The organism is Arenibacter nanhaiticus (assembly GCF_900141935.1).
In the GTDB taxonomy this organism is placed as follows: domain Bacteria; phylum Bacteroidota; class Bacteroidia; order Flavobacteriales; family Flavobacteriaceae; genus Arenibacter; species Arenibacter nanhaiticus.
This window is the reverse complement of record NZ_FQYX01000003.1, coordinates 121,242-143,519: the sequence shown is the minus strand read 5'-3', so window position 1 is coordinate 143,519 and position 22,278 is coordinate 121,242. Positions and strand designations below refer to the sequence as shown.

Here is a 22,278-nt window from a genome sequence, read left to right as displayed (position 1 = left end):
TTTTAAAAAAAATTTACTTGTTAAATACCTTACTATTCTAAAATATCAATTTCAGCAATGCTTGCCGAAGAACTACCTCCAGCTCCCCTAATGGAAATAATTTGAACATATCTTGCCTTTGCTTTTTTTACAAAACGAACCTTACGTGCTGTAGGATCGTTAATGAGGTTTCCTAAATCAAAAGTTTGTACTGTTTTCCATGCAGTTCCGTTTTTACTTACTTTTATAAGTCCTTTCTCTATAAGACCTTCTTTAAAATTTAATGGTGGTGTATAAATAAAACCTCGAATCGTTTTAGTTTCTTTTAAATCGATGGTTAATTCTGGCGCTCCATTTCCAGAATTCCAGTAGGTTTTTACATCTGCATCAATAGCCTTCTCTGCGCTATTTTTTTCATTAGCAATTGTGCCTTTTGCGATCCAATCCTTTTTAACCAGGCCAAACTCTCTTTCTGCCAAACTTCCTGTTTGTTCCTTTTCAAATGCCTTGGCCTTTACTTCTCCAGATTTCAAGAAAAATGAATCGGAAAAAATTGGTGATTTCTCATTCGGTATTTTACCATCAGTAGTATACCTAATAACCAAATTTTTTGAAGTACTTTCATTAACATCAATACCATGTGTTTTCCAATCGAAATCGCTTTTTTTAGGGGCAATAGTCACCTCTCCCTTTAAATTACGGCTAATTGCCAATTGTGGTGGGCGTGCTGTATAATAATGTGCAGAAACATTTGATAAGGAAGGTTTTGAGCGAGCTTCCAAAATTCTTATTCTTAATTTATTGGTAGTCACATCAGGAAACCTCAAAATTCTTTTATAGCCTATTGTAGTTCCTTCAACTACCTGCTGCCATTTATTGTTCACCCAAGCATCCAACGCATGTTTTTCTATACGTTGCCCATGAGTTTGAATAGCTTCTTGCAGCAGAAAACGATTTAATGTGATGGCTTGAGGCAAAGTAATGACATAAGTCCCCTTACCTTCTTCTCCTAAAACATAGGTGTTTTCATTGGCATCAAGAATAGCAGTTTCGCCTTTGGCTCCTACCAACAAATCATTGTCATAGGTTTCCCTAATTCTTTTACCAACTTCTTTAAGCACACTTACATCTTCATCAGAAAACTTCCCTTCTCTATTTGGAGGTATATTCAATAGAAAAGTAGCATTGCCACCAACAGAACGCTCATAAATATCGAATACATCATCTGCACTACGTACTTTTTGTTCGTCTTCATTTCGATAAAACCATCCTTCTCTAATAGAAGTGTCTGTCTCTGCCGGTAAATAATGTAAATATTTAGCATTTGTTAATTTTTCTCTGCTTCCAATATCACCGTGCAAATCTGGAAAAAGATTCATGTGATGAGGATCCTGATCAAAAGGAACAACATCCCATTCTGATTCACGAGTTGCTCCAGACTCATTACCACACCAACGAACGTCTTCTTTACCAAAGATTACGGCATTGGGGGCTAATGTTTGGATTAATTTCTTCCATGCCAAATAGTTGTATTTCTGATTTCCTTTACGTTTTGGATGAGCACCATCAAACCACACTTCGTGGATAGGTCCATATTCGGTTAACAATTCAAAAAGCTGATTAAGAAAGTATTCATTATAGTCATCTACATTAAACTTAAATGTAGATTTATTTTTAAACGGTCTTCCTTCTACAGGTCTTGGAATAACCCTATCGGTGTATTCGCTTAAATTTCCATATAGACCTTTTTCGCTTTCTATTTGATACAAATCGGCAGGTGATAGATATACCCCCAACTTTAATCCGTATTTTTCACAAGAAGCTGCCAGTTCTTTTAATACATCACCTTTGCCATCTTTAAAAGGTGAGGACATAACACCATGTTTGGTATAGCGTGATTGCCAAAGAACAAAACCATCATGATGTTTAGCTGTAAACATTACCAACTTCATCCCTGCTTCTTTAGCTGTTCGACACCATTGGTCTGTATCTAAATTTTGGAGATTGAAAACTTGAGGATCTTCAAATCCATCGCCCCATTCTTTGCGGGTAAAAGTGTTGACCCCAAAATGAACAAAACACGTAAATTCTAATTTTTTATACGCATATTGATTGGCGGTAGGAACTACTAAAGCTGCTTTTTCAATAATATCTTCATGTGAATCTCCAGGTTCAATTTTAATTGTACTCTGACCTTGAGCATACCCCACTAAAGATATTAAAGCATATAAGAGGGTTGTAAAATTTCTTTTCATAATATATATAATTAAAACACAGTTTCAATTTCGTCAATTGAGACCTTTAATATTTGTTTTGAGATTTGATTCAATACCTCTTTTGAACTTTTAAAATGATACATACGCTGTGTATGATTATAACTTTCCCCTGGTACTAATGCCAAGGCAGGTGATGAGCTTTCCAATTCATAAAAGGGTCCCATTTGAGACCCATCCTCTAAAGGCCCGTCATTATATGAATTCAAAACATCGCCAGAATAAGGATCATCTTGTAATTCCCAAGCAGAGTTGACATACTTATCCTCAGCCTTTGGCTCCTGAATTTGTAAAATTGTTAAGACCTTATTTTGTGCATCATAACTACCTATAAATTCAGTTGCCCTTAGCGGTGAGAACCCAATTTTTCCCCGACTTTTACCATCGGCTTTAAAAAATACATTTTGTTCAGTGCTTTTTAATCTATCATCTGCAACTTTGCCAAAATAATCATCATTTACTTTTATCCCTTTCTCACTTTCTGAACCTACTTTTATAGGTGCTACCACGGTTACTTCAGGAGAAGGAGTCATCATACTCAACAACCAAATCGAAATCAAACCGGATTCTTTTTTCCAAGCCTTATCACCAATATTTTTTACAATATTTTTAGTTTCATATGCTACAGATAAAAAATCATCAGACTCCAGTTGCAATGATTCCTTTATTTGTTTTTTTGATAATATGGTTATTTCACGTTGTACATCTATATTGAATTTTGTACCAGTATAATTCACCAAATTCATTTCTTTTTGAAATGCTACGCTCGTTTCATTTTTTCCAATTACTTTAAACTCCTCTGTATCTAATGCAGCAGGTACATACCAGTTTTCAAATTCAAAACTTTTATCTTTAGAAAAATAAATTGAAAATTGACCGCCTTCAGGCCCCAACCAAAAACGTTCTTCTCCCCCCGTTGGATTAAAATGTTCTTTGGTTTCTTTTGACCTAATTAAATCATAATTCAACCATCCAAAACTCATTCCTTCAGCTCCATTTAAGGTGCTTGTCATAACACGTCCTTGTAATTCTGGAGATAAGATAATACTCGATTTTTTATCTTGGCTTTCCAAAACAATAGTCCCTTTGTACTGTTCCTTTAAAAATTCCCTATCATATCCAAAACTCCCTTTTTTAAAACTCATTTCCTTCTTGTTATTTTGTGTATCCTCCTGCTTTTTGGGTTTACATGCCAACACAGTTATCCCCAGAATTAGGAGCCAGCACCAGTATTTATTTGTTTTCATTTTTTATTTTTTTAGTTGTAAGCTACACCTCTTGTTATCGTTTATATTGTATCGACCTGTAGCCATAAATTGCCACTACCATAAAGCAAACCAAAGGCAAAACAAAAGAGATGTTCACCTCTGGCACTCCTAAAATCCGTATATCTTCGTATCCAGGCCCTCCTAGGTCAAGTATAACCCCTTGAAGCGAAGGCATGATAGCCCCTCCGACAATAGCCATGACCAAAAAAGCAGAACCATATTTGGTATCTTCCCCTAACCCCTCTAAGGCTATCCCATAAATTGTCGGGAACATCAGAGACATACAAAAGGAAACGGCAACCAAACTATATAACCCCCAAACACCATGGATAAAAATTGTCCCCATCGTACAGATTATAGCTGCAAAGGACAGCGTCGTTAATAGCTTTCCTGAATTGATAAATTTAAGCAAGTAGGTACACAACCATCGACCGATCAAAAACACCCCTAAGGAAGACATGGCATAATACACCGCTGTTTGATTGTTTATTCCCAGCGTTTCTGCATATTGATAGATATATGTCCAGCACATAATTTGAGCCCCCACATAGAATGTTTGAGCAACGACCCCGCCAACAAAGCGTTCCTTTCGAAACAATCGCTTGATAGACACCCAAACAGCAGTATTGTTTTTATCAGAATTTTCGGGCATTTTAGCACAGGCTATCACGGCAAAAAATATAAGCACGAAGCATCCCAAGGCTACATAAGGATCTCGGATCACCAATAAATCTGCAGATTTAATAGCGGCTTTAGCCTCTGAAGTCAGCATTGAAAAATCTACATCGTCTGACTGCAAAGCTCCCAACACAAATGTCTGTGCCACAAACAATCCCGACAAGGCCCCGATAGGATTAAAAGCTTGAGCCAAATTTAAACGCTGGGTGGCCGTTCTCGGGTCTCCCATAGCCAATATATATGGATTGGCAGTAGTTTCTAGAAAAGCCAACCCAAAAGTTAGTATATACAATGCTGTTAAAAAATAATAATACTCTTGATACACTGCTGCGGGATAAAACAACAACGATCCTATGGCATATAGGCCAAGGCCCAACAGCACTCCTTTTTTATAGGAGTACTTTTTAATAAATATAGCAGCAGGAAGCGCCATGGTTCCGTAGCCGCCATAAAAGGCCAACTGAACTAAGGAAGCCTGAAAATTATCTAATTCCAGTATTTTTTTGAAGGCCGACACCATGGGATTCGTAATATCATTAGCAAAGCCCCACAAGGCAAACAAAGAGGTAATCAAAATAAAAGGCAGCACAACCTTTTTGGCTACAACAGGAACCTTCTCTTTTTTAGTCACCCCGTTCCCTACAGCAGGATTTTTAAGCGACTCATGCATTATTGTATTCTTCATAGGTTTGGTTTTGTTTTTTTTTTACGTACCACTTATACTCGGTTATCCAAATTCTATTACTATCACATTTTTCCCATTATCCTTTCTGCTTCCATATGAGCTGTCTACAAACACATAGAATGTTTGATTGGCTTTGTAAAAACTCCTGAAATAATCCTACTACCCAATCAGCCACCTGTACATGCACTTTTACTTCTTCATCCCTACTACATATCCCTACAACTCCTCCATCACCCCTAGTAAAGTTCCACTTTTATGAGACAAAAAAAAGACAAAAGCAGTTACCCCTTACAACATGGTTTGGATTCCTTCAAAAAGTAACCCCCTAATTTTAATGACTGCCCAAATAGATACCTTTGTTTTTTTTTACGCCGCATTCAAAATAATCGGATTTTTCACGAACAGTACCTCCCGCACGCAAAATGCTTAAACGATTTAGCTAAATTACAATATTTTTACAATACTTAAAACTCCAAGCAACCAAAAGAATGTTTTTAACATCCTTTTTCCGTAAAAAAATTACATCATTTCTTTGGAATATGAAATTGGAAGCACCACTTCTTGTGGTTCTATAGTATCTGACTCTATTTGTTTCATAATTAAATCTACGGCATATTTTCCCAATTCTTGTATAGGTTGAGTACCGTACACCATAGGGATTTCCATTAAATCCATCACAGCAAAACTATCGAAACTGCAAATACTGATTTTATCCAGTACTGATTTATTGTTTTTAATTATATATTTCAATCCTAAAAAAGCCAATTGGTTGTTAGAAAAATAAATCGTATCGATTGTTTCCTGCTGCTCCAATAATTCCTCTATCGCAAGCTCGGTCTCTTTCTCCATATCTTTAAAAGAAACGTTTTTAACCAAACTTTGATCCAATTGTAATCCGTTAGCCTCCAAAGCCTCCTTATAACCAATAAAACGATCATCCATATTAATTAACCCTACATTAAAGTTAACCATGGCAATTTTCTTTTTTCCTTGTTTTATTTGATCATTGACTATTTTATAGGATCCAATTTGATTATTTACAACTACGACATTAGACTTAACATCTGCAAAATACCTATCGACCAATACATAAGGATATTTCTCTTTCTGAAGTCTTTTTATATATTTAATATCATCCATTGCTGGACAAATTATTAAGCCATCCACTTTTTTATTCTTGAAGACTTCAATTAATTTTCCAGACTTCACACTATCTTCGTCCGAACTCCCAAAAATCACATTATACCCAAATTCATTCGCCTCATTTTCGATACTTCTTGCGAGTTTCGCAAAAAAGGCATTGGATATATCGGCCATAATAAGTCCTAAGGTATTAGATTTCCCAGTACGCAATGCTCTTGCTAAATAATTGGCCTTATACCCCATTTCTTTAGCCTTAGCTAAAACCTTTTCGGTCATTTCTTCACTAATTCTTTTCTCTTTAGCCCTTCCATTCATCACAAAAGACACTAGTGTTTTAGAGACTCCAAGTTCCTTAGAAATATCTTCTAGACTTACTTTTTTCATTCGGATTATGCGTTAATTCATGTTATACTGACAATATTACTGATATAATCTCCCATTTTAGCCTAATTCCAAAAAAAACACCTTAGCAAAATAATTCACTAAGGCGTCTCGTTTGACATTTTCAATGAGAGATATTGAGGTAATTTAAATATTTTCCGTGATAAACACTAGCTTTTTCCATATTCGGAACGAACACTTTATCGATGGCACCGCCCATTTTACATTGAGCAGTAACTATTTCATCATAGATACCCCCCACAACAGCAGCGTTCATAGCTGCACCCAAGGCACAAGATTGATCTGAACTAGCAATTTTAATTGGCAAATTCAATACATTGCTCAAGGTTTGCATCACGAAGTCGGACTTTTTCGCCACTCCACCAACAGCGATAACCTCGGTAATTTTAACATTATGCTCTAACAACCTATCGATTATAGCTTTGGAGCCAAATGCAGCAGCCTCTACCAATGCCTTATAAATCATAGGAGCGGTAGTCCCTAAGGTCAGCCCTGACAAACTTCCTTTCAACAAGGGATTTGCATCTGGGGTTCGTCTACCGTTAAGCCAATCGGTAGCCATAATATCATCACGCCTTACTGGCAATTTACTAGCTTCTTCGGACAATCTTTCCAAAATCCCATCCTCTATTTTTCTTCGTTCTTTTTCCGTTTCGAACATCAGAGGCCAAGCCAATATAGACTTAAACCAGGCGAATATGTCTCCATAAGCACTCTGACCTGCTTCCAGCCCTATATAATCAGATAATACAGAACCATTCACCTGTCCGCAAATCCCGGGAATGAGAGTTTCCTTAAGTTCTTTTTTCGGAACCACCATAATATCACAGGTTGAAGTCCCAACGATTTTCAGTAAAGCCCCCTCTTTTATTCCCCCGCCAATAGCACCGGCATGAGCATCCAAGATACCCACCCCAACGAGAACACTAGAGGGCAACCCGAGTTTCTGAGCCCATTCTTGGGATAAGGTCCCAACTGGCATATCACTGGTATAGGTCTCGGAAAACAACCCTTCTCTAAACCCTCCCAACAAAGGGTCCAAGGAGGTCAAAAAATGTTCAGAAGGCAGTCCGCCCCACTCTTCGCTCCACATCGCTTTATGACCTGCAGCACATCTACTGCGTTTTATTTCATTGGGAATAGTATTACCTGTCACCAAAGCCGGCATCCAATCACAATGCTCTACCCATGAATAAGCTGCTTCCCTAACCGAAGCATCTGTTCTAAGCAACTGTAATACTTTTGCCCAAACCCATTCGGAAGAATAAATCCCCCCCATATATTTGGTATAATTCACATCCCATCTTTTCACTAATTCATTAATTTCCTGAGCTTCTTCGATGGCGGTATGATCTTTCCAAAGTACAAACATAGCATTGGGATTATCTTTAAACTCAGGCAATAATGCCAATGGGGTTCCTTCTCGGTCTACCAATACAGGTGAGCTTCCGGTGGTATCAAACCCCAAGGCTACTACGTTTTCCGCAACACTTTTATCACATTGAGAAAGCGCATCTTTTACCGTAAAAACCAATCCGTCAATATAATCTTGAGGGTGTTGCCGAAACTGTTTTCTTAAAGGATTGCAATATTGCCCTTTCTCCCATCGCTCGTATTTCTTTTCGCTAACGGCAATTATTTTCCCATTAGCCGCATCTACAATAGCGGTCCTAACAGAGTCCGTACCATAGTCAATTCCTATAACATATTTACTTTCCATAAATGGTTTTATATTATTTATACAGTGCTCTATAGGTTGAACAAGCCCTATAATCTGCACCTTCTGGATCCATACCGAAAGACGACCACGCGCTTGGCCTAAAAATCTTATCCTCGGAAACGTTGTGCATATTCACCGGTATTCTTAGCATAGAGGCCAAAGTAATTAGATCTGCCCCAATATGTCCATAAGTAAATGCTCCATGGTTGGCTCCCCAATTAGCCATAACACTGTAAACATCCTTAAATGCACCTTTACCAGTTAAGTTAGGTACAAACCAAGTCGTTGGCCAAGTAGGATTGGTTCTTTCGTTGATTACATTATGTACTTCTTCAGGCAAGGCTATCGTTTTCCCCTCTGCGATCTGCAAAACCGGTCCTATTCCTTTTACAATATTAATTCTACACATGGTCACTGGCATTTCACCTACTGTTTTAAAGGTCGACGAAAAGCCACCTCCTCTAAAATATTCCAAAACTCCAGGTCCCCAAGTCGTGTTTTCCAAACATTTTTGAACTTCTCCCTCATTGATATCCCACCATGGTTTCATCGCCGGTTTTCCATCCACGGTTTGTTGCCCAGTTCCATCTAAGGCAGAAGCTCCCGAATTTATAAGGTGTATAAAACCATTGGCGGCATCCCCTTTCAGATCATGTCCTGTCACCCTTTTCACTGCCTCCGGACTCCAATACGTACGAACATCAGAGAATATCTGTGCCGCTCCGGTCAACAGGTGTCCAAACAACATAGAAACCCCATTAAGACTATCGTTCTCCGTTGCTATCATAAAAGGCTGTCGAATTCCGTTCCAATCAAAAGAAGAGGTTAAAATAGCCTCCATAAAGTCCCCATTTGGAAAATGATCTGTCCATTGGCGTTGCCCTTGGAAACCACCTGAAATTGCATTTCGCCCCAAGGCCTCCTCACCATACCCCAAAGCCTTAAGCTTAGGATTTCCAATCATAAGATCTTTAGCTATCAAGGTCATTTTAACCACAAACTCCCAATCCTTATCTAATTCCTCTCTCGATTTCTTACGATGATCGGGGTTATAATCCTTTCCTTCCTTGCAATTTTTCTTGGTCCACTCCAAAGCCTTCTCATACTCTTCTTTATCGTAGATTTCTTTCTCTATACGTCTCACAAATTCGGACATATCTATATTTTCACAACGCATGCCCAAATAGCTTTCGAAGAAATCCGTATCCACTATAGACCCAGCGATTCCCATAGAAACCGCACCCATAGACAAATATGATTTCCCTTTCATAGTGGCCACGGCCAACCCAGCTTTCGCAAATCGAAGCAGTTTTTCTTGAACATCCTGTGGAATCTCGGTATCCCCGCTATCCTGTACGTCCCTACCGTAAATCCCAAATGCGGGAAGGCCTTTTTGATTATGTCCTGCCAATGCCGCCGATAAATATACTGCCCCTGGTCTTTCGGTTCCATTAAATCCCCATATCGCTTTTGGAATTTCCGAGTCCATATCAATAGTCTCACTACCGTAACACCAACAAGGGGTTACTGTAAGAGACAGTCCTACTCCCTCCCTAGAAAATTTATCGGCAGAAGCGGCAGCTTCCGCCACCCCTCCTATACAAGTATCGGAAATAACGCATTCAACCTTGCTACCATCGGCATGCCTTAGATTGTTTTCTAAAAATTCCGCCGCATTCCTGGCCATATTCATGGTTGCTTCTTCAAGAGATTCCCTAACCCCATCGAGCCTTCCGTCAATAACCGGTCTGATTCCTATTTTTGGCAAATGCCCAATTAAATTTTTGTAAGTCATTGTTATGATATATTAAAGTTCATTTTAAATCTTATATAGTTTCCAATTAGCCCACCTACCCAACGACATCCTTTGTACACCCTTCAATGACAAGGCTCTTTAAATCTCTAAACCAAGAAACTTATACTCATTTAGCAACTTCATCAGTCCGAATTCAACTAGGTATACTTTTAAGACTACTACCCTCTTAAATCTTCGAAACCAATTCTTTAATAAGCTAAATTGATTTAGCAAATATAATAAAATAATTAATATCCTAACCGGTTTATACTTCAGTAGCTATAGTTCTTTTTTAATCAGTGTTTTTCTCGCCTAATGAACTTCTTAGGAATAACTATTAGGCTGAAAAAAAATTAAAAAAAAGAGGGTCCTTAAAACATCTTCCATACCTTTGCAGCATACCATTTAGTATGTTATGCAAAAATTAAACACAAGAAATAAGATCTTAAATACAGCTTTTGAATTAATCTATAAAAAGGGTTTTAATGCAACCAGCATAGACGACATCATCAAGCACACTTCCTATACTAAGGGGGCTTTTTTCCATCATTTTAAGACTAAAGAAGATTTAGGAATAGCCCTAATATCTGATATCATAAAACCAGGAATGGAGAAGGTTTTAATAATTCCTTTAATCACAACTAAGGATCCTATTTCCTCAATTTATAGCGGCATTGAAAATCTTTTGTTGAACGCCGAATTATTTGATATTAAATATGGTTGCCCTGCTATAAACCTTATCGAGGAAATGAGTCCGGTAAACAAAAGGTTCTATATGCATCTATCCCAAATCATCATATCATGGGAAAACGCCATTGAACAGAGTATTGAAAAAGCGAAACAATACAAACTTATACGAAGCGATATTGTTCCGAAAGAAGTCTCTTGTTTTGTTATTAGTGGTTATGCAGGCATACGAAATCTCGGTAAGCTAAAAGGATATGAGTGTTACAACACTTATTTAGAGGGCTTGGACAAGTATTTAAAAAGCTTGATTATAAATTAACCACATACTATTTAGTATGATTATTTATTTAATACCATACCATGAAGATTTCCAAAATATTACTACTAGCAGTCCCGATAATCAGTATTACCGTTCTACTTTTAAGCCTTAATAGATTTAGTACTTTTAAAAATGAGATAAAGTTTTCCCCTACCTTGTCTTCCTACGGTTTTTTCCAAGGAAAAATGTCCAATTTGATTCCTTCTCCCAATGTTGAAGTTTTTGAGCTTTCAGCACCTTTGTTTTCTGATTATGCCGAAAAACAGCGTTTATTTAAAATCCCCAAGGACAGCACTATTACTATTTTGAAGACAGGTAAACTTGATTTTCCGGAAGGGAGTATTTTGGCAAAAACTTTTTTTTATCGCATTGACGACGAAGTTAATGCTCTTAAAATTTTAGAGACAAGGCTACTTATCAAAAAAGATTCGCGTTGGAATTTTGCGACATATCAATGGAATGAACCCCAGACCGAAGCATTTTTAACCCTTGAAGGAGCCGACAGCCAAATCAACTGGATGGATAACAATAATAAGTATCGTCAAATCAATTACCATATTCCCTCGCCCAACGAGTGTATTGCTTGCCATAAAAGCAATGGAAAAATACAGCCAATTGGCCCGAAGGTAGGTAACTTAAAAAAATGGTTTATAAATCAGGGTGATACTATCGACCAATGGCAACATTTTATAGATAAAAAATTAATCGTATCCAATAATTTACATGACGGCATTGAAAAATTACCTGATTATAATGATGTACAAAAAGACCTTACAAAAAGAGCAAGAGCATATTTAGATATTAACTGTGCCCATTGCCATAATCCTTTAGGAATTGCTAATTACAAAACATTAAACTTAGGATACGAGGTGCCATATGAGAAAACCGGAATAGCCCTAAAATATCCCAAAATAATTCATAGAATGAAAATAACGGGAGATTTGCATATGCCTAAATTAGGCACCACAATCTTACATGATGAAGGGTATGATTTAATTAAAGAATATGTACAACAATTGCACCGAAACAAACCTATGAGATAACAGAGAAACTCTTGAACCTGGTCCCATACCCCTCCTTTATACGAAGTTGGAAATGCAGAATATTTAGCGAGACCCCGTATAACCACCAAAAATCAACTCACGAACGCATAAAGAGTACCGAGGGCTACCATTGGTAAGAAATACGGAGGTGTGATTTTTATTGTCCTATAAAAGGAAACTAAAAATGTATTTGCTCTATATTCAGTTCCTGACGATCTATGAAAAAAGGGTCAGACTTTAGATAAAAGTCCAACCCTGTTATTTTAAACTTACACAGTTTACGGAGTAGTGTCGTTTACTCCATATTGGATATTCAGATCATTATTTCTCACCTCTTTTAATTTTGCCCATAACCGACTTTGCATCTCCTTCATAACCTCATCATATTGTGGATTATAGGCCAAATTATTATACTGTTTGGGGTCGTACTCCATATCAAATAATTCCATCCCAGACCCAGCGTCCTCATCGTATTGAATATAAGCCCACTTTTTGGTTCTAATCAAAAAAGATTTTCCTCCTTGGCTTACAGAGAAAGCCATATCCCGTACCTCAACATCGGGATTTTCTAAGGTATTTGCGATACTTTTTCCTTGAATATTTTTAGAATATTGTAAACCTGCTAATTCCGATACCGTCGGATATAGATCCAATAGTTCTGTAAAAGAATGACATACTGCAGCTTCCTTTCCTGGCATTTTTATGATCAATGGCACCCGTACTGACTCTTCATGTAAACTTACCTTCATCCAAAACCGGTGCTCTCCTAAATGAAAACCATGGTCTGAGGTGAATATCACGATGGTATTATCTTCTAAGCCCTCTTCTTTTAATGAATTGAGAATCTTTCCTACTTGGGCATCCATATAGGATACGGAGGCATAATAGGCAGCTACCGCCTTCTTCTCTTGCTCTTCTGTCATTTCCCCATTAACGCTAGTCACATAATTTATACCACGGGCTGGTATATCATCCCAATCATTTTGAACTTTGGGAGGTAATACTATTTGAGAATGTGGAAAGGGTTCAAAATATGATTTTGGGGCTACAAATGGTACATGAGGTCTTACCATCCCAACCGCTAAAAAGAAAGGTTCATTTTTATGCTTCCTGATTAATTCTATAGTCTTTTCTGCAGTCTTCCCATCAGAATGTAGTAAATCATCACCATCTGCCTTCACAATAGTCATTACATTGCCACCTTTTCTTGGTATATCCCCGAATGGATTGTTCTGCACCAATTCGGCTTCCCCTTCTGCCTGCCATTCAGGCCCTTGACTATTAAAATGTTCGGTCCAAGAGGCAGCATCATCTTGACCATTGGAACCGGTTTCAATATCTATTGGCACACCCATATGGTAAATTTTACTTACCCGGGCGGTAAAATACCCATTGTCCTTAAATAACTGAGACCATGACTTTCGATCAGCTCCTACTTGTTCACGGCCGCTGACATACCCATACGTTTGGGTTGCATTTGGATAATAACCAAACATTAAGGATGCCCGTGAGGGACCGCAAACAGGGTACTGAGAATAGGCGTGAGTATACCTTGTTCCCTCTGAAGCTAATTTATCAATATTGGGGGTACTACCTGCTATATTTTCATATGAAGATACTGCAGTAGCAGTGAGATCGTCCGCAACGATAAACAAGACATTATATTTTTGTTTGCTATTGGTGGACTGGGCAATGCCTTGTATTAGAAATCCCAGTAAAAAAACAAATACGATCTTCCTCATTCAATTTAATTTATAACTTTGTATTTCAAGGAACACAAGGTATTAAAAACCTTTAACATATTACTTCTGTAACCACCAAAATCAGGCTTCTACTTGTTATTTAAATTTAAAAAATTGGAGAACTTTAAGTGAAACCAATAATCGTAAATAAAGTTTCTATTACTACCAGAAGGTCTCTATCTTTTTCCCAATGGCCCTTAATTCTTTTATAGGTTTCAATAGCTGTGCTTTAAATATTTCTTAAATAACAGCATCCTTTCAAAGACGCCTCCTCTCCCCTATCTATCTGTTAAAATACCACAAATTAATCTCCAAGGACTAAAGTCTAAATAGTTTATGTATTCGCAAAACTCACTTTTGAGCATCAATAAAAACTTTAAAATAAAATATTGGGTAAGCATTTACACAACGAATATCACTTCTTAAATATTATGCAGTTTTGTTGTTTAATTTTTGACCAACCATTATTCATTGTATAATTCGACCAAATAAATTTGAACTTTTTAGGGCAAGAAATTAATGGAGTTTCTTTATTAAGTGAATACAATACTTAACAGCTTAATTTTATGACGAAAATTGATTTAATTTATTTTATATTTTTCCAAGGTTATTTCTAGGCCTATAGATTTTGCTTCCCTTTTTAAGGAAGCCGGAGATATTCCATATTCCTCCTTGAAACATTTTGTGAAATATTTGGAGCTTTTGTATCCCGACATAAAGGAGGCTTCCGATATGTTGTATCCATCTTGTAAAATCAAATTAGCGGCCTTTTTTAAACGCTGGCTTCTAACAAATTCTATTAAAGTTTTTCCAGTTATGTCCTGACAGTTCCGATAAATCGCGGAATAACTCATATTCATCAACTTCGATAATTTTTCTAGTTTAAAATCAGGATTTTCAATATTCGAATACACTTTCTTAGTTAAGTTTTGCATAAATATTTCGTCTTTGGACAGTGTATTGTGCTTTTCTGGAGCTTTAATGAGGTCCAATTTTAACTTGGATAATATTTTTTGCCTAGATGTAATCAGATTTTTCACCTTCAATAATAGCTCTTGATAGTCAAAAGGTTTTTTAATAAACTCCACCGCTCCAGCATCCAAGGCGTTTATTTTTATATAACCAGCATTTTCAGCTGTCATTAATATGATAGGGATATGGGCTGTAGATTTCTTCTTTTGCAGGCTCTTACTCATACTAATACCATCTATTATTGGCATCATGATATCGCTGATAATGAGGTCTGGACTTTTTCTTTCGGCCATAATTATGCCTTGTTCTCCATTTTCCGCTATGAGCAGATGATATTCTTGTTCCAAGATGTTTTTTAAAAACATTTGCATATCTATATTGTCCTCAACAATGAGTATGGTATGTGTTTTTTCATCATTGAGCTTGTGCCTTTGGCTCCCTTTTACATTAGGGTTCCATTGTCTTGTCAATTGATGGTTTAGGATATTTTTTTGGGTAACTCTAATTTTTTCTTCTTCAGTAAATGTACTTTCTTTTGTAGGCAAAATAACCTTAAAACAGGTTCCGGTATCAGGAGAAGAATCCACTTCAATTTTTCCATGATGTAAATTAATTAGTTCTTTCGTAAGGGCTAGGCCAATTCCAGAACCTTTCTGATACTTTCCTAATTTAGATTGATAAAAAAGCTCAAATATTAAATCTAATTCCTCCTTAGGTATTCCTGGTCCCGAATCCTTAATAGAAATAGCTACGTAGTCTTTGGTAGATTGCTCCATCCTTAAGGTTATATCGCCTCCTATTGGACTAAATTTAAATGCGTTGGAGATTAAATTATAGCACACATGTTCAATCTTATCCAAGTCATACCAAATAACAAGATCCTCTTTTGGAAACTCTAGGTGAAAATTAATATTTTTAAAACGCGCCTGTTCCGAAAAGGATAAAGCGATATTTTTAAGGTGTACGGTTAAATTATTTTGTGAGGCATAAATTCTCAGGGTGTTTAATTCCTTATTACGTATGGTTATTAAATCCGTTACAATTCTCGACAGCCTTTGAGCATTGTTCTTTAACATCAATAATCGCTGCCTTAATAGGGCGTTACCATTGGCACCTTCCCTTTGTAACATATCGTCTATTGGCCCTAATATTAAAGTAAGTGGCGTTTGGATTTCATGGGACATTTTAGTGAAAAAATCCATTTTTAAATCATATAACTCTTTTTCTTTACTATTTTTCCATTCCTCCTTTTCTAGTTTATTTTTTAATCGTATCCAAACAAAAATTCCGTAGACCAATAGACTGATAAGTATAAAATATGTTAGAACAGCAACATTACTTTTGTACCATATTGGTTTAATATAAATATCTATAGCTATGGGGTCAATATCCCATGTGTCTTTGGCGGTGCCTGCCTTAACTTCAAAGGAATAATGACCTTGGGGAATATTTGTATAAGTAGCAAGTCGTTCTTTTTTAGCAGAAATCCAATCCTTGTCAAATCCTTTAAGTCGATAAGCATAATGATAGTTAGGATTTAAAAGGTTATCAATTGCCGAAAATTTAAAGGAAAAAGAAGATTGATCCCTTTCTAACTTCAAATACTTTATGTCTTCTATTCCATTTTTTAATTGATCGCCTATAATTTCAGAAGCCCTTTTGTTTAATATTTCAAGGTTTTGTAGGTATAATTTGGCCGAAGTATCTTTTTTTTCCATAATACTCGGTTGGAACCCAGAAACCCCCTGGTCCCCACCAAAAAACAGCAATCCATTGTTGTCTTTAAAAGCAGCCCTAGTGTATATATTACCTTGAAATCCATCGGTTTGATAAAAGGATCTTATTTTATTGTTATCCAAATTATAATGATGAATCCCATTTTTGCTTCCAAGCCAAATATTTCTAGAATCTTCTAACAAAAGTGACGTCAGGACAAGACCTTGAAGATTTCCTCTTGAGGAAAAGGAAAGGAAAGAGTTATTCTTCAATTCGAACTTTATTAAACTCCCAGAATTACTCAGAAGCCATAAATTACCTCTGTAGTCCGGATAAATTGTCCTTATATTATATTGATAAAAGGCTTCATTTTTTTTAGGGGCGTATTCATAGGAAATAAAGGTCGATTTAGAAAAATCATCCACATCTTCGTTAAGCTTATAAAGTCCACTATTATTCACGGCTACCCAAATATTTTTATTTTCATCTTGTGAAACAGCCTGTGATATGGTTCCGTTAAGACCATTTTCATGGTAACCAAATACAGCTAATAATTCTTGATCCTCAGAAAAAACATGAATCGCCGTAGCCATGGTTGCCCAAATTCTATTTTTATGGTCTTTAAATAAGCAACGTATATCTGAAGTAGGAATCTTTGTTTCTTTAGTTGTGATTACCTTGGCAAAGGTATTCTTATCTAGGTCGTACACCCATAGGCCATTTTGATAGGTGCCAATCCAAAGATTCCCATTGCTGTCTTCTACTAAACTTTGAACATATTTGCCTTCAAAGTAAAAATCGTTTTTTTCCGAATTATTGTATTGTACTTTTCTCCCGTTTGGCAATATGCGAGTCAGTCCTTTCTCGTCTATTCCAATCCATAAGGAGCCATCCTTAGTTTTTAATAATGAAAGTACCCTTGCCGGAGCATTATTAACCGTGCTATTAAAATATTTAATGTTGGGATTTTGTTCAGGAAGTATATTGATCTCCCCATTTTTCAAAACAAACCATTTGTTCCCATTAACGTCCTCGGTTATAAATGGTATAGTATTGCTTCCTATCGAAAACCTGTTTGATTCTTCATGTTTATAGTTGGAAATTTCGTTGTAGTTAGGATTTATTTTGTATACCCCGTCCCCATCCGTGCCAGCCCAAATTGTACCGGACTTGTCACAATACAAAGAAATAAACATCTTTGTTCTTAAGGATTCCGTAGTGTTTTTCGCGTTGAACGGCTGGGAAAAGGTATCGGTTGAAGGATTATATACCACTAACCCCATTAATTCTGTTGCTATCCATAATTTTCCTTCTTTATCCTTTGTGATTTTAATATTCTGTCTAAAATCACTAAATGGAGTTTTTAATTCCTTTACTATATTGGTGTTTAAAATATGGTGATAAATTTTGCCATGAGAGGTACCCAACCACATATCATAAGGACCGGTAAACTCGATACTTGCAATATTTTGTTTTCTATTTTGATTTAAAGGAAGGCCTAAGACACTGTCTATCTGCTCTGATTTTTTATCATGCCTATATAAAGTACCCTTATTTGAACCAAACCATACATGCTCCTTGTTTGTGGAAATGGCGCTAATTCTGACCTGTTTTCCATTTTTAGCTATCTTTTTCTTGTATGAAGTAAATATGCTTCCATTTGTAATTTTGGTCAGCTCACCATTAATAGTTGATATCCAAATAGTATTCCCATCCTTTTCAATAACACTTTGCCGGTCTCCAAGAAATGTTTTTCCAAATATGTTTTGAAAGGGAATAAAAGAGAAATCGTAACCATCGTATTTATAGAGTCCATCCTCATTGGTCACCCACATATACCCCAAGTGGTCTTCCAAAATTTTAGACCCACCGAAAAAAGTCTTATTTAAATCGATAAAGTTTGCTTTTTCTTGCCCAAATAAAGGCATGGACAAGAACACAACTAGCATTATTATCAATTTTAAAAATAGGGGGAAGACGGTATAGCAATTATGGGATATCCACTTGAAAAGACCGTTTTCGAGAATAAAAAATTTAGTGAATTTGAACAATATTATAAGGTTTTCTAATGAGACCTGGTGTGATTATAGTTTGCCTAAAATATGAATTATTATTTGTTAATGATGGATTTTATCCTTTGAGAGCTAATAAAATAACATTTATGAAAATTATTCGCCAAAAATTAAATATTCAGCAAAAAAAGGGTACATATTCTTCAACATGCTTGAAATGAGGAATATTAAGGTGGTATTTGAGGATTTATTACCCACATGATTCTTTAGTTAAATCCCAAATTTGTACAAGAGGGAAGATATAGGCAATTTAGTGAGCCTTTATTGTAAGTGATGTTCATGGACCCCAAATTTATAATAACCTAATTGAAGACATGAAATCTAGTAATTTTTTATTAAAATGGTCACCATAGGAGTGTCCAGACAAGAACGACGATTTTTATAAGTAATTGGATAGAGTAAAAGAAAAAAAAGACAGCCTTACGGTTACCTATAATTCAATGCACCGAAATGCAATTATCCCATTACCCGAACTACCCATATAAAATAACGGAGCCCCTCGAGATTTTCATGATTTTTCCAAGGAAAATTAGATAAAAAGAGCCCTCTACAATTAGATAAAGAAAACTTATTAACCAACAGAATGATTAACTATTTAAACTAAATTTTATGAAAAAACTATTTAACAATTGTTTACTGTTCTTTTTGCTGGGGGCCATCGGTGCTATCCACGCACAAGAGCGGACAATCACAGGAGTTATTACAGATCAAAGTACGGATATGCCCGTGCCAGGGGTTAACGTTGTTGTAAAAGGTACGTCCATCGGTACAGCCTCTGATTTTGATGGAAATTATACAATCAAGGTAATTAACGATGCTGTTTTAGTTTTTAGTTCCTTAGGTTATTTACCACAGGAAGTGGATACTAAAGGAAAATCTACCATCAATGTTTCCCTTGTAGAAGATGCCGCTTTGTTGGACGAGGTAGTAGTGGTTGGATTTGGAACCCAAAAGAAAGCCAATGTCACTGGGGCTACCAGTTCTGTAGATATGGAAGATATATTGGCCAACCGCCCGGTTACCAATCCTATTGAGGCTATTCAGGGTGCAATCCCAGGGCTACAGATCACGACCAATTCTGGACAACCAGGAGCATCCGGTTTAGGAATCAATATTCGAGGAACAACTTCCATTAACGGAGGAGGCCCACTAATATTGATGAATAATGTTCCTGTCTCCGTAGACGATATCAACCCCCAGGACGTAGCCTCGATTACCGTACTAAAAGATGCCTCAGCGACCTCTATTTATGGTGCTAGAGCAGCTTTTGGGGTTATCTTGATAACCACAAAGACTCCTGCAAAAAATCAGCCGATAAAGTTTAATTACTCCTCTACCTTTAGCTTTATGTACCCTGAAGATATTCCGGACAAAGCATCGACCTACGATTTTATCAATGCAATAAACGATTTTGGGACCAACCCTTTTTGGACTGGCCAAGATATTCCGTCATGGGTAGGATTTTTGGAAGAATACAAAGAAAATCCAGCCGCTTACCCTAATGGTTACGCAGAATTGGGCGGTCTAAGATATCCTTTGGCGGATACCGATTTAATGGGAGAGTGGATAAATGACCTAGGGTTTACCCAAATCCATAATTTTAATTTTAGTGGCGGTTCGGATAAAACAAGCTATAGGATTTCTGCCGGATATAGTGACGAAGATGGTATTATAGTGACAAGAAACGATAGTTTTAGAAAGTTTAATGTCAATGCATCCTTAACCACTAACCTGAGTGATAAACTTGTTGCTACCACCAATATTATTTACCGAAACAGTACGAGAAGAACACCCTTGGGAAGTTATAGTGATGCTATTTCTTTTAACTCCTTTACCCCGGCCAGTGGTAACTATGTTTTCGAAGATGGAACTGAAGTTCCTTATTTTACCCCGGCAAATATGGAACGCCTTAAAGTAGCCCCAAAGATTTTAAATGACAACCTTCGGTTATTTCAAAAGTTGGATTATGCTGTCACCAAAGGGTTAAACTTGGTAGGAGAATATACTTTCGAGAAAAAAAATCTAACAAGAACAACCAGTGACAACCAAATATTAACGGTAAACCCGGAAAGATTTGTTTTAAATGCCGTTGATCCTGTAAATACTTTTTTTAGAAAAGAGAATACTCAAACCAATTATAATGCTTTTAATTTATATGGAAAATATTCCATTGATCTAAATAAGCATTCTTTTAATGTTTTGGCAGGTGTAAATAGTGAAGAGAACAGTTTTGAAACTTTCATCTCCCAAAGAAATAATCTAATCAATGTAGACCTACCCTCACTATCGGGTGCTACAGGAACCCAGACTACAGATGACTCCTACGGAGAATGGAGCGTTTTAGGTTATTTTGGAAGATTGAATTATAATTTCGATGAAAAATACTTTTTAGAAGTAAGTGGTAGATATGACGGGTCGTCCAGATTTCCAGAAGGCAAGAGATTCGGTTTTTTCCCGTCCTTTTCCGGAGGATGGCACTTAGGTCGCGAATCTTTCATGCAATCCATAGATTTTTTATCTAGTTTAAAATTAAGAGGGTCTTGGGGTGAAATTGGAAACCAAAACACCACCTCTCTATACCCAGCAATACCGGGCTTAGGAATTACAGATTTTGGAGATACAGGGTCCGTAAATTGGTTAAACGAAGAAACTGGCTCTAGGTATGCCACCTTATTGTTGCCCAATTTGGTGAGCACATCCTTTACGTGGGAAACAGTACAAACACTTAACCTAGGTTTTGATGCTAATTTTTTCAGGAATAGGCTTGCTGTCAATTTCGATTGGTTTAAAAGACAAACCTTGGATATGTTGGCCCCCGGTGCTGAGCTACCTGGCATCCTTGGTGCCAATGCGCCATTGGAAAATGTCGCAGATTTGGAATCGAAAGGTTGGGAGTTTGCTGCCTCCTGGAATGACAAGATTGGTGAAGTTAATTATAACATTGGCTTTAGTCTTTCCGACAACCAATCCAAAATCACTAAATTCGACAATCCAGCAGGATTATTAGGGCAATATTATGTCGGACAAGAATTGGGAGAAATTTGGGGATATACTACTGATGGATATTACACCAATGACGATTTTGAAGCTGGCACTCTCAATATGGATCCAAGCAGCCCCAATTATTTGACCGGAGGAACACTAAAGGAAGGTATACCTCGTTGGGAAGGCCGTAATCAAAACCCAGGCGATATCAAATATATAGACCAAAATGGCGATGGAATTATCAACTTTGGTAACAATACCCTATCAAATCCTGGAGACCGTAGTGTCATAGGGAATTCTACAAGAAGATACCAATATGGATTCTTTGGCAATGTAACTTATAAAAATTTCGATTTTTCATTTTTAGCCAACGGGGTAGGAAAAAGGGATCTTTATATCAATAACCGCGTTCGCTTCCCATATATAGATGAATTTTCGGTTGTTTACCAATCTCAGTTAGACTATTGGACACCGGAGAATACAGAAGGTTTTTTCCCTAGAAACTATCCTTTGGGGGGGGTAAATTATGGTATTAGTAGAAGTACACAGACAAAGTACCTTGTGAATGGCGCGTATTTACGAATCAAAAACCTAACATTAGGATATTCTATTCCACAAGAAATATTAAAAAAGAATAAAATAGACAAACTCCGGATTTATATCGCAGGGGAAAACCTTTTTAGTATTAACGATTATCCAGATGGAATTAATACAGAACTGGCCATCCAAGGTAGTGGAGGGATCTATCCTTACCTAAAAAACTATTCCATAGGTCTAAACTTAACTTTTTAATAGCAAA

General features: G+C 36.7%; 11 protein-coding genes. 3 read left to right on the top strand and 8 right to left on the bottom strand.

Annotated features, from left to right (window positions below):
* Window positions 1–32: 32 nt before the first annotated feature.
* From BUA16_RS03050 to BUA16_RS03025, 6 genes are all read right to left on the bottom strand, one after another.
* Window positions 33–2,234, bottom strand: a complete 2,202-nt coding sequence (locus BUA16_RS03050; protein ID WP_072763167.1) for an alpha-L-fucosidase — start codon at window positions 2,232–2,234, stop codon at window positions 33–35.
* An 11-nt stretch (window positions 2,235–2,245) separates the two neighbouring features.
* Window positions 2,246–3,499, bottom strand: a complete 1,254-nt coding sequence (locus BUA16_RS03045; protein ID WP_072763166.1) for a DUF6786 family protein — start codon at window positions 3,497–3,499, stop codon at window positions 2,246–2,248.
* A gap of 34 nt (window positions 3,500–3,533) precedes the next feature.
* Window positions 3,534–4,883 carry an L-fucose:H+ symporter permease gene (gene fucP / locus BUA16_RS03040; RefSeq protein WP_245795509.1) on the bottom strand — a complete coding sequence of 450 codons (1,350 nt, stop codon included), beginning with the start codon at window positions 4,881–4,883 and terminating at the stop codon, window positions 3,534–3,536.
* A 519-nt stretch (window positions 4,884–5,402) separates the two neighbouring features.
* The gene (locus tag BUA16_RS03035; protein WP_072763164.1) at window positions 5,403–6,410 is read right to left on the bottom strand and encodes a LacI family DNA-binding transcriptional regulator; all 1,008 of its coding nucleotides are present in this window, start codon (window positions 6,408–6,410) and stop codon (window positions 5,403–5,405) included.
* Between the two features lie 121 nt (window positions 6,411–6,531).
* The gene (locus BUA16_RS03030) at window positions 6,532–8,148 is read right to left on the bottom strand and encodes a ribulokinase (RefSeq protein ID WP_072763163.1); all 1,617 of its coding nucleotides are present in this window, start codon (window positions 8,146–8,148) and stop codon (window positions 6,532–6,534) included.
* Between the two features lie 13 nt (window positions 8,149–8,161).
* A complete protein-coding gene (locus tag BUA16_RS03025; protein ID WP_072763162.1) occupies window positions 8,162–9,943 on the bottom strand; it encodes an L-fucose isomerase in 1,782 nt (593 codons plus the stop codon).
* 415 nt (window positions 9,944–10,358) lie between these two features.
* On the opposite strand from BUA16_RS03025, the gene BUA16_RS03020 reads away from it, so the two are divergent.
* Together BUA16_RS03020 and BUA16_RS03015 are read left to right on the top strand one after the other, a co-directional pair.
* Entirely contained in the window at window positions 10,359–10,949 is a 591-nt protein-coding gene (locus BUA16_RS03020) for a TetR/AcrR family transcriptional regulator (RefSeq protein WP_072763161.1), read from the top strand.
* A gap of 41 nt (window positions 10,950–10,990) precedes the next feature.
* Window positions 10,991–11,992 (top strand): hypothetical protein, encoded by a 1,002-nt coding sequence (locus tag BUA16_RS03015; protein WP_072763160.1) that lies wholly within the window; start codon window positions 10,991–10,993, stop codon window positions 11,990–11,992.
* Between the two features lie 278 nt (window positions 11,993–12,270).
* On the opposite strand, the gene BUA16_RS03010 is transcribed toward BUA16_RS03015, so the two are convergent.
* Both BUA16_RS03010 and BUA16_RS03005 read right to left on the bottom strand, forming a co-directional pair.
* Complete coding sequence (locus BUA16_RS03010; RefSeq protein ID WP_072763159.1) at window positions 12,271–13,734, bottom strand: sulfatase; 1,464 nt, start codon at window positions 13,732–13,734, stop codon at window positions 12,271–12,273.
* Between the two features lie 581 nt (window positions 13,735–14,315).
* Window positions 14,316–18,371 (bottom strand): hybrid sensor histidine kinase/response regulator transcription factor, encoded by a 4,056-nt coding sequence (locus BUA16_RS03005; protein WP_084668415.1) that lies wholly within the window; start codon window positions 18,369–18,371, stop codon window positions 14,316–14,318.
* Window positions 18,372–19,103: 732 nt separating this feature from the next.
* Between BUA16_RS03005 and BUA16_RS03000 the strand changes: the two genes are divergently transcribed.
* Window positions 19,104–22,271 (top strand): SusC/RagA family TonB-linked outer membrane protein, encoded by a 3,168-nt coding sequence (locus BUA16_RS03000; RefSeq protein ID WP_072763157.1) that lies wholly within the window; start codon window positions 19,104–19,106, stop codon window positions 22,269–22,271.
* The last annotated feature ends 7 nt before the right edge of the window (window positions 22,272–22,278 follow it).

Coding starts and splice junctions, on each gene's coding strand:
- BUA16_RS03025 (WP_072763162.1), bottom strand. CDS start 9,943: ATGACTTACAAAAATTTAATTGGGCATTTGCCAAAAATAGGAATCAGA.
- BUA16_RS03010 (WP_072763159.1), bottom strand. CDS start 13,734: ATGAGGAAGATCGTATTTGTTTTTTTACTGGGATTTCTAATACAAGGC.
- BUA16_RS03000 (WP_072763157.1), top strand. CDS start 19,104: ATGAAAAAACTATTTAACAATTGTTTACTGTTCTTTTTGCTGGGGGCC.
- BUA16_RS03050 (WP_072763167.1), bottom strand. CDS start 2,234: ATGAAAAGAAATTTTACAACCCTCTTATATGCTTTAATATCTTTAGTG.
- BUA16_RS03020 (WP_072763161.1), top strand. CDS start 10,359: ATGCAAAAATTAAACACAAGAAATAAGATCTTAAATACAGCTTTTGAA.
- BUA16_RS03005 (WP_084668415.1), bottom strand. CDS start 18,371: ATGCTAGTTGTGTTCTTGTCCATGCCTTTATTTGGGCAAGAAAAAGCA.
- BUA16_RS03015 (WP_072763160.1), top strand. CDS start 10,991: ATGAAGATTTCCAAAATATTACTACTAGCAGTCCCGATAATCAGTATT.
- BUA16_RS03045 (WP_072763166.1), bottom strand. CDS start 3,499: ATGAAAACAAATAAATACTGGTGCTGGCTCCTAATTCTGGGGATAACT.
- BUA16_RS03035 (WP_072763164.1), bottom strand. CDS start 6,410: ATGAAAAAAGTAAGTCTAGAAGATATTTCTAAGGAACTTGGAGTCTCT.
- BUA16_RS03030 (WP_072763163.1), bottom strand. CDS start 8,148: ATGGAAAGTAAATATGTTATAGGAATTGACTATGGTACGGACTCTGTT.
- fucP (WP_245795509.1), bottom strand. CDS start 4,883: ATGAAGAATACAATAATGCATGAGTCGCTTAAAAATCCTGCTGTAGGG.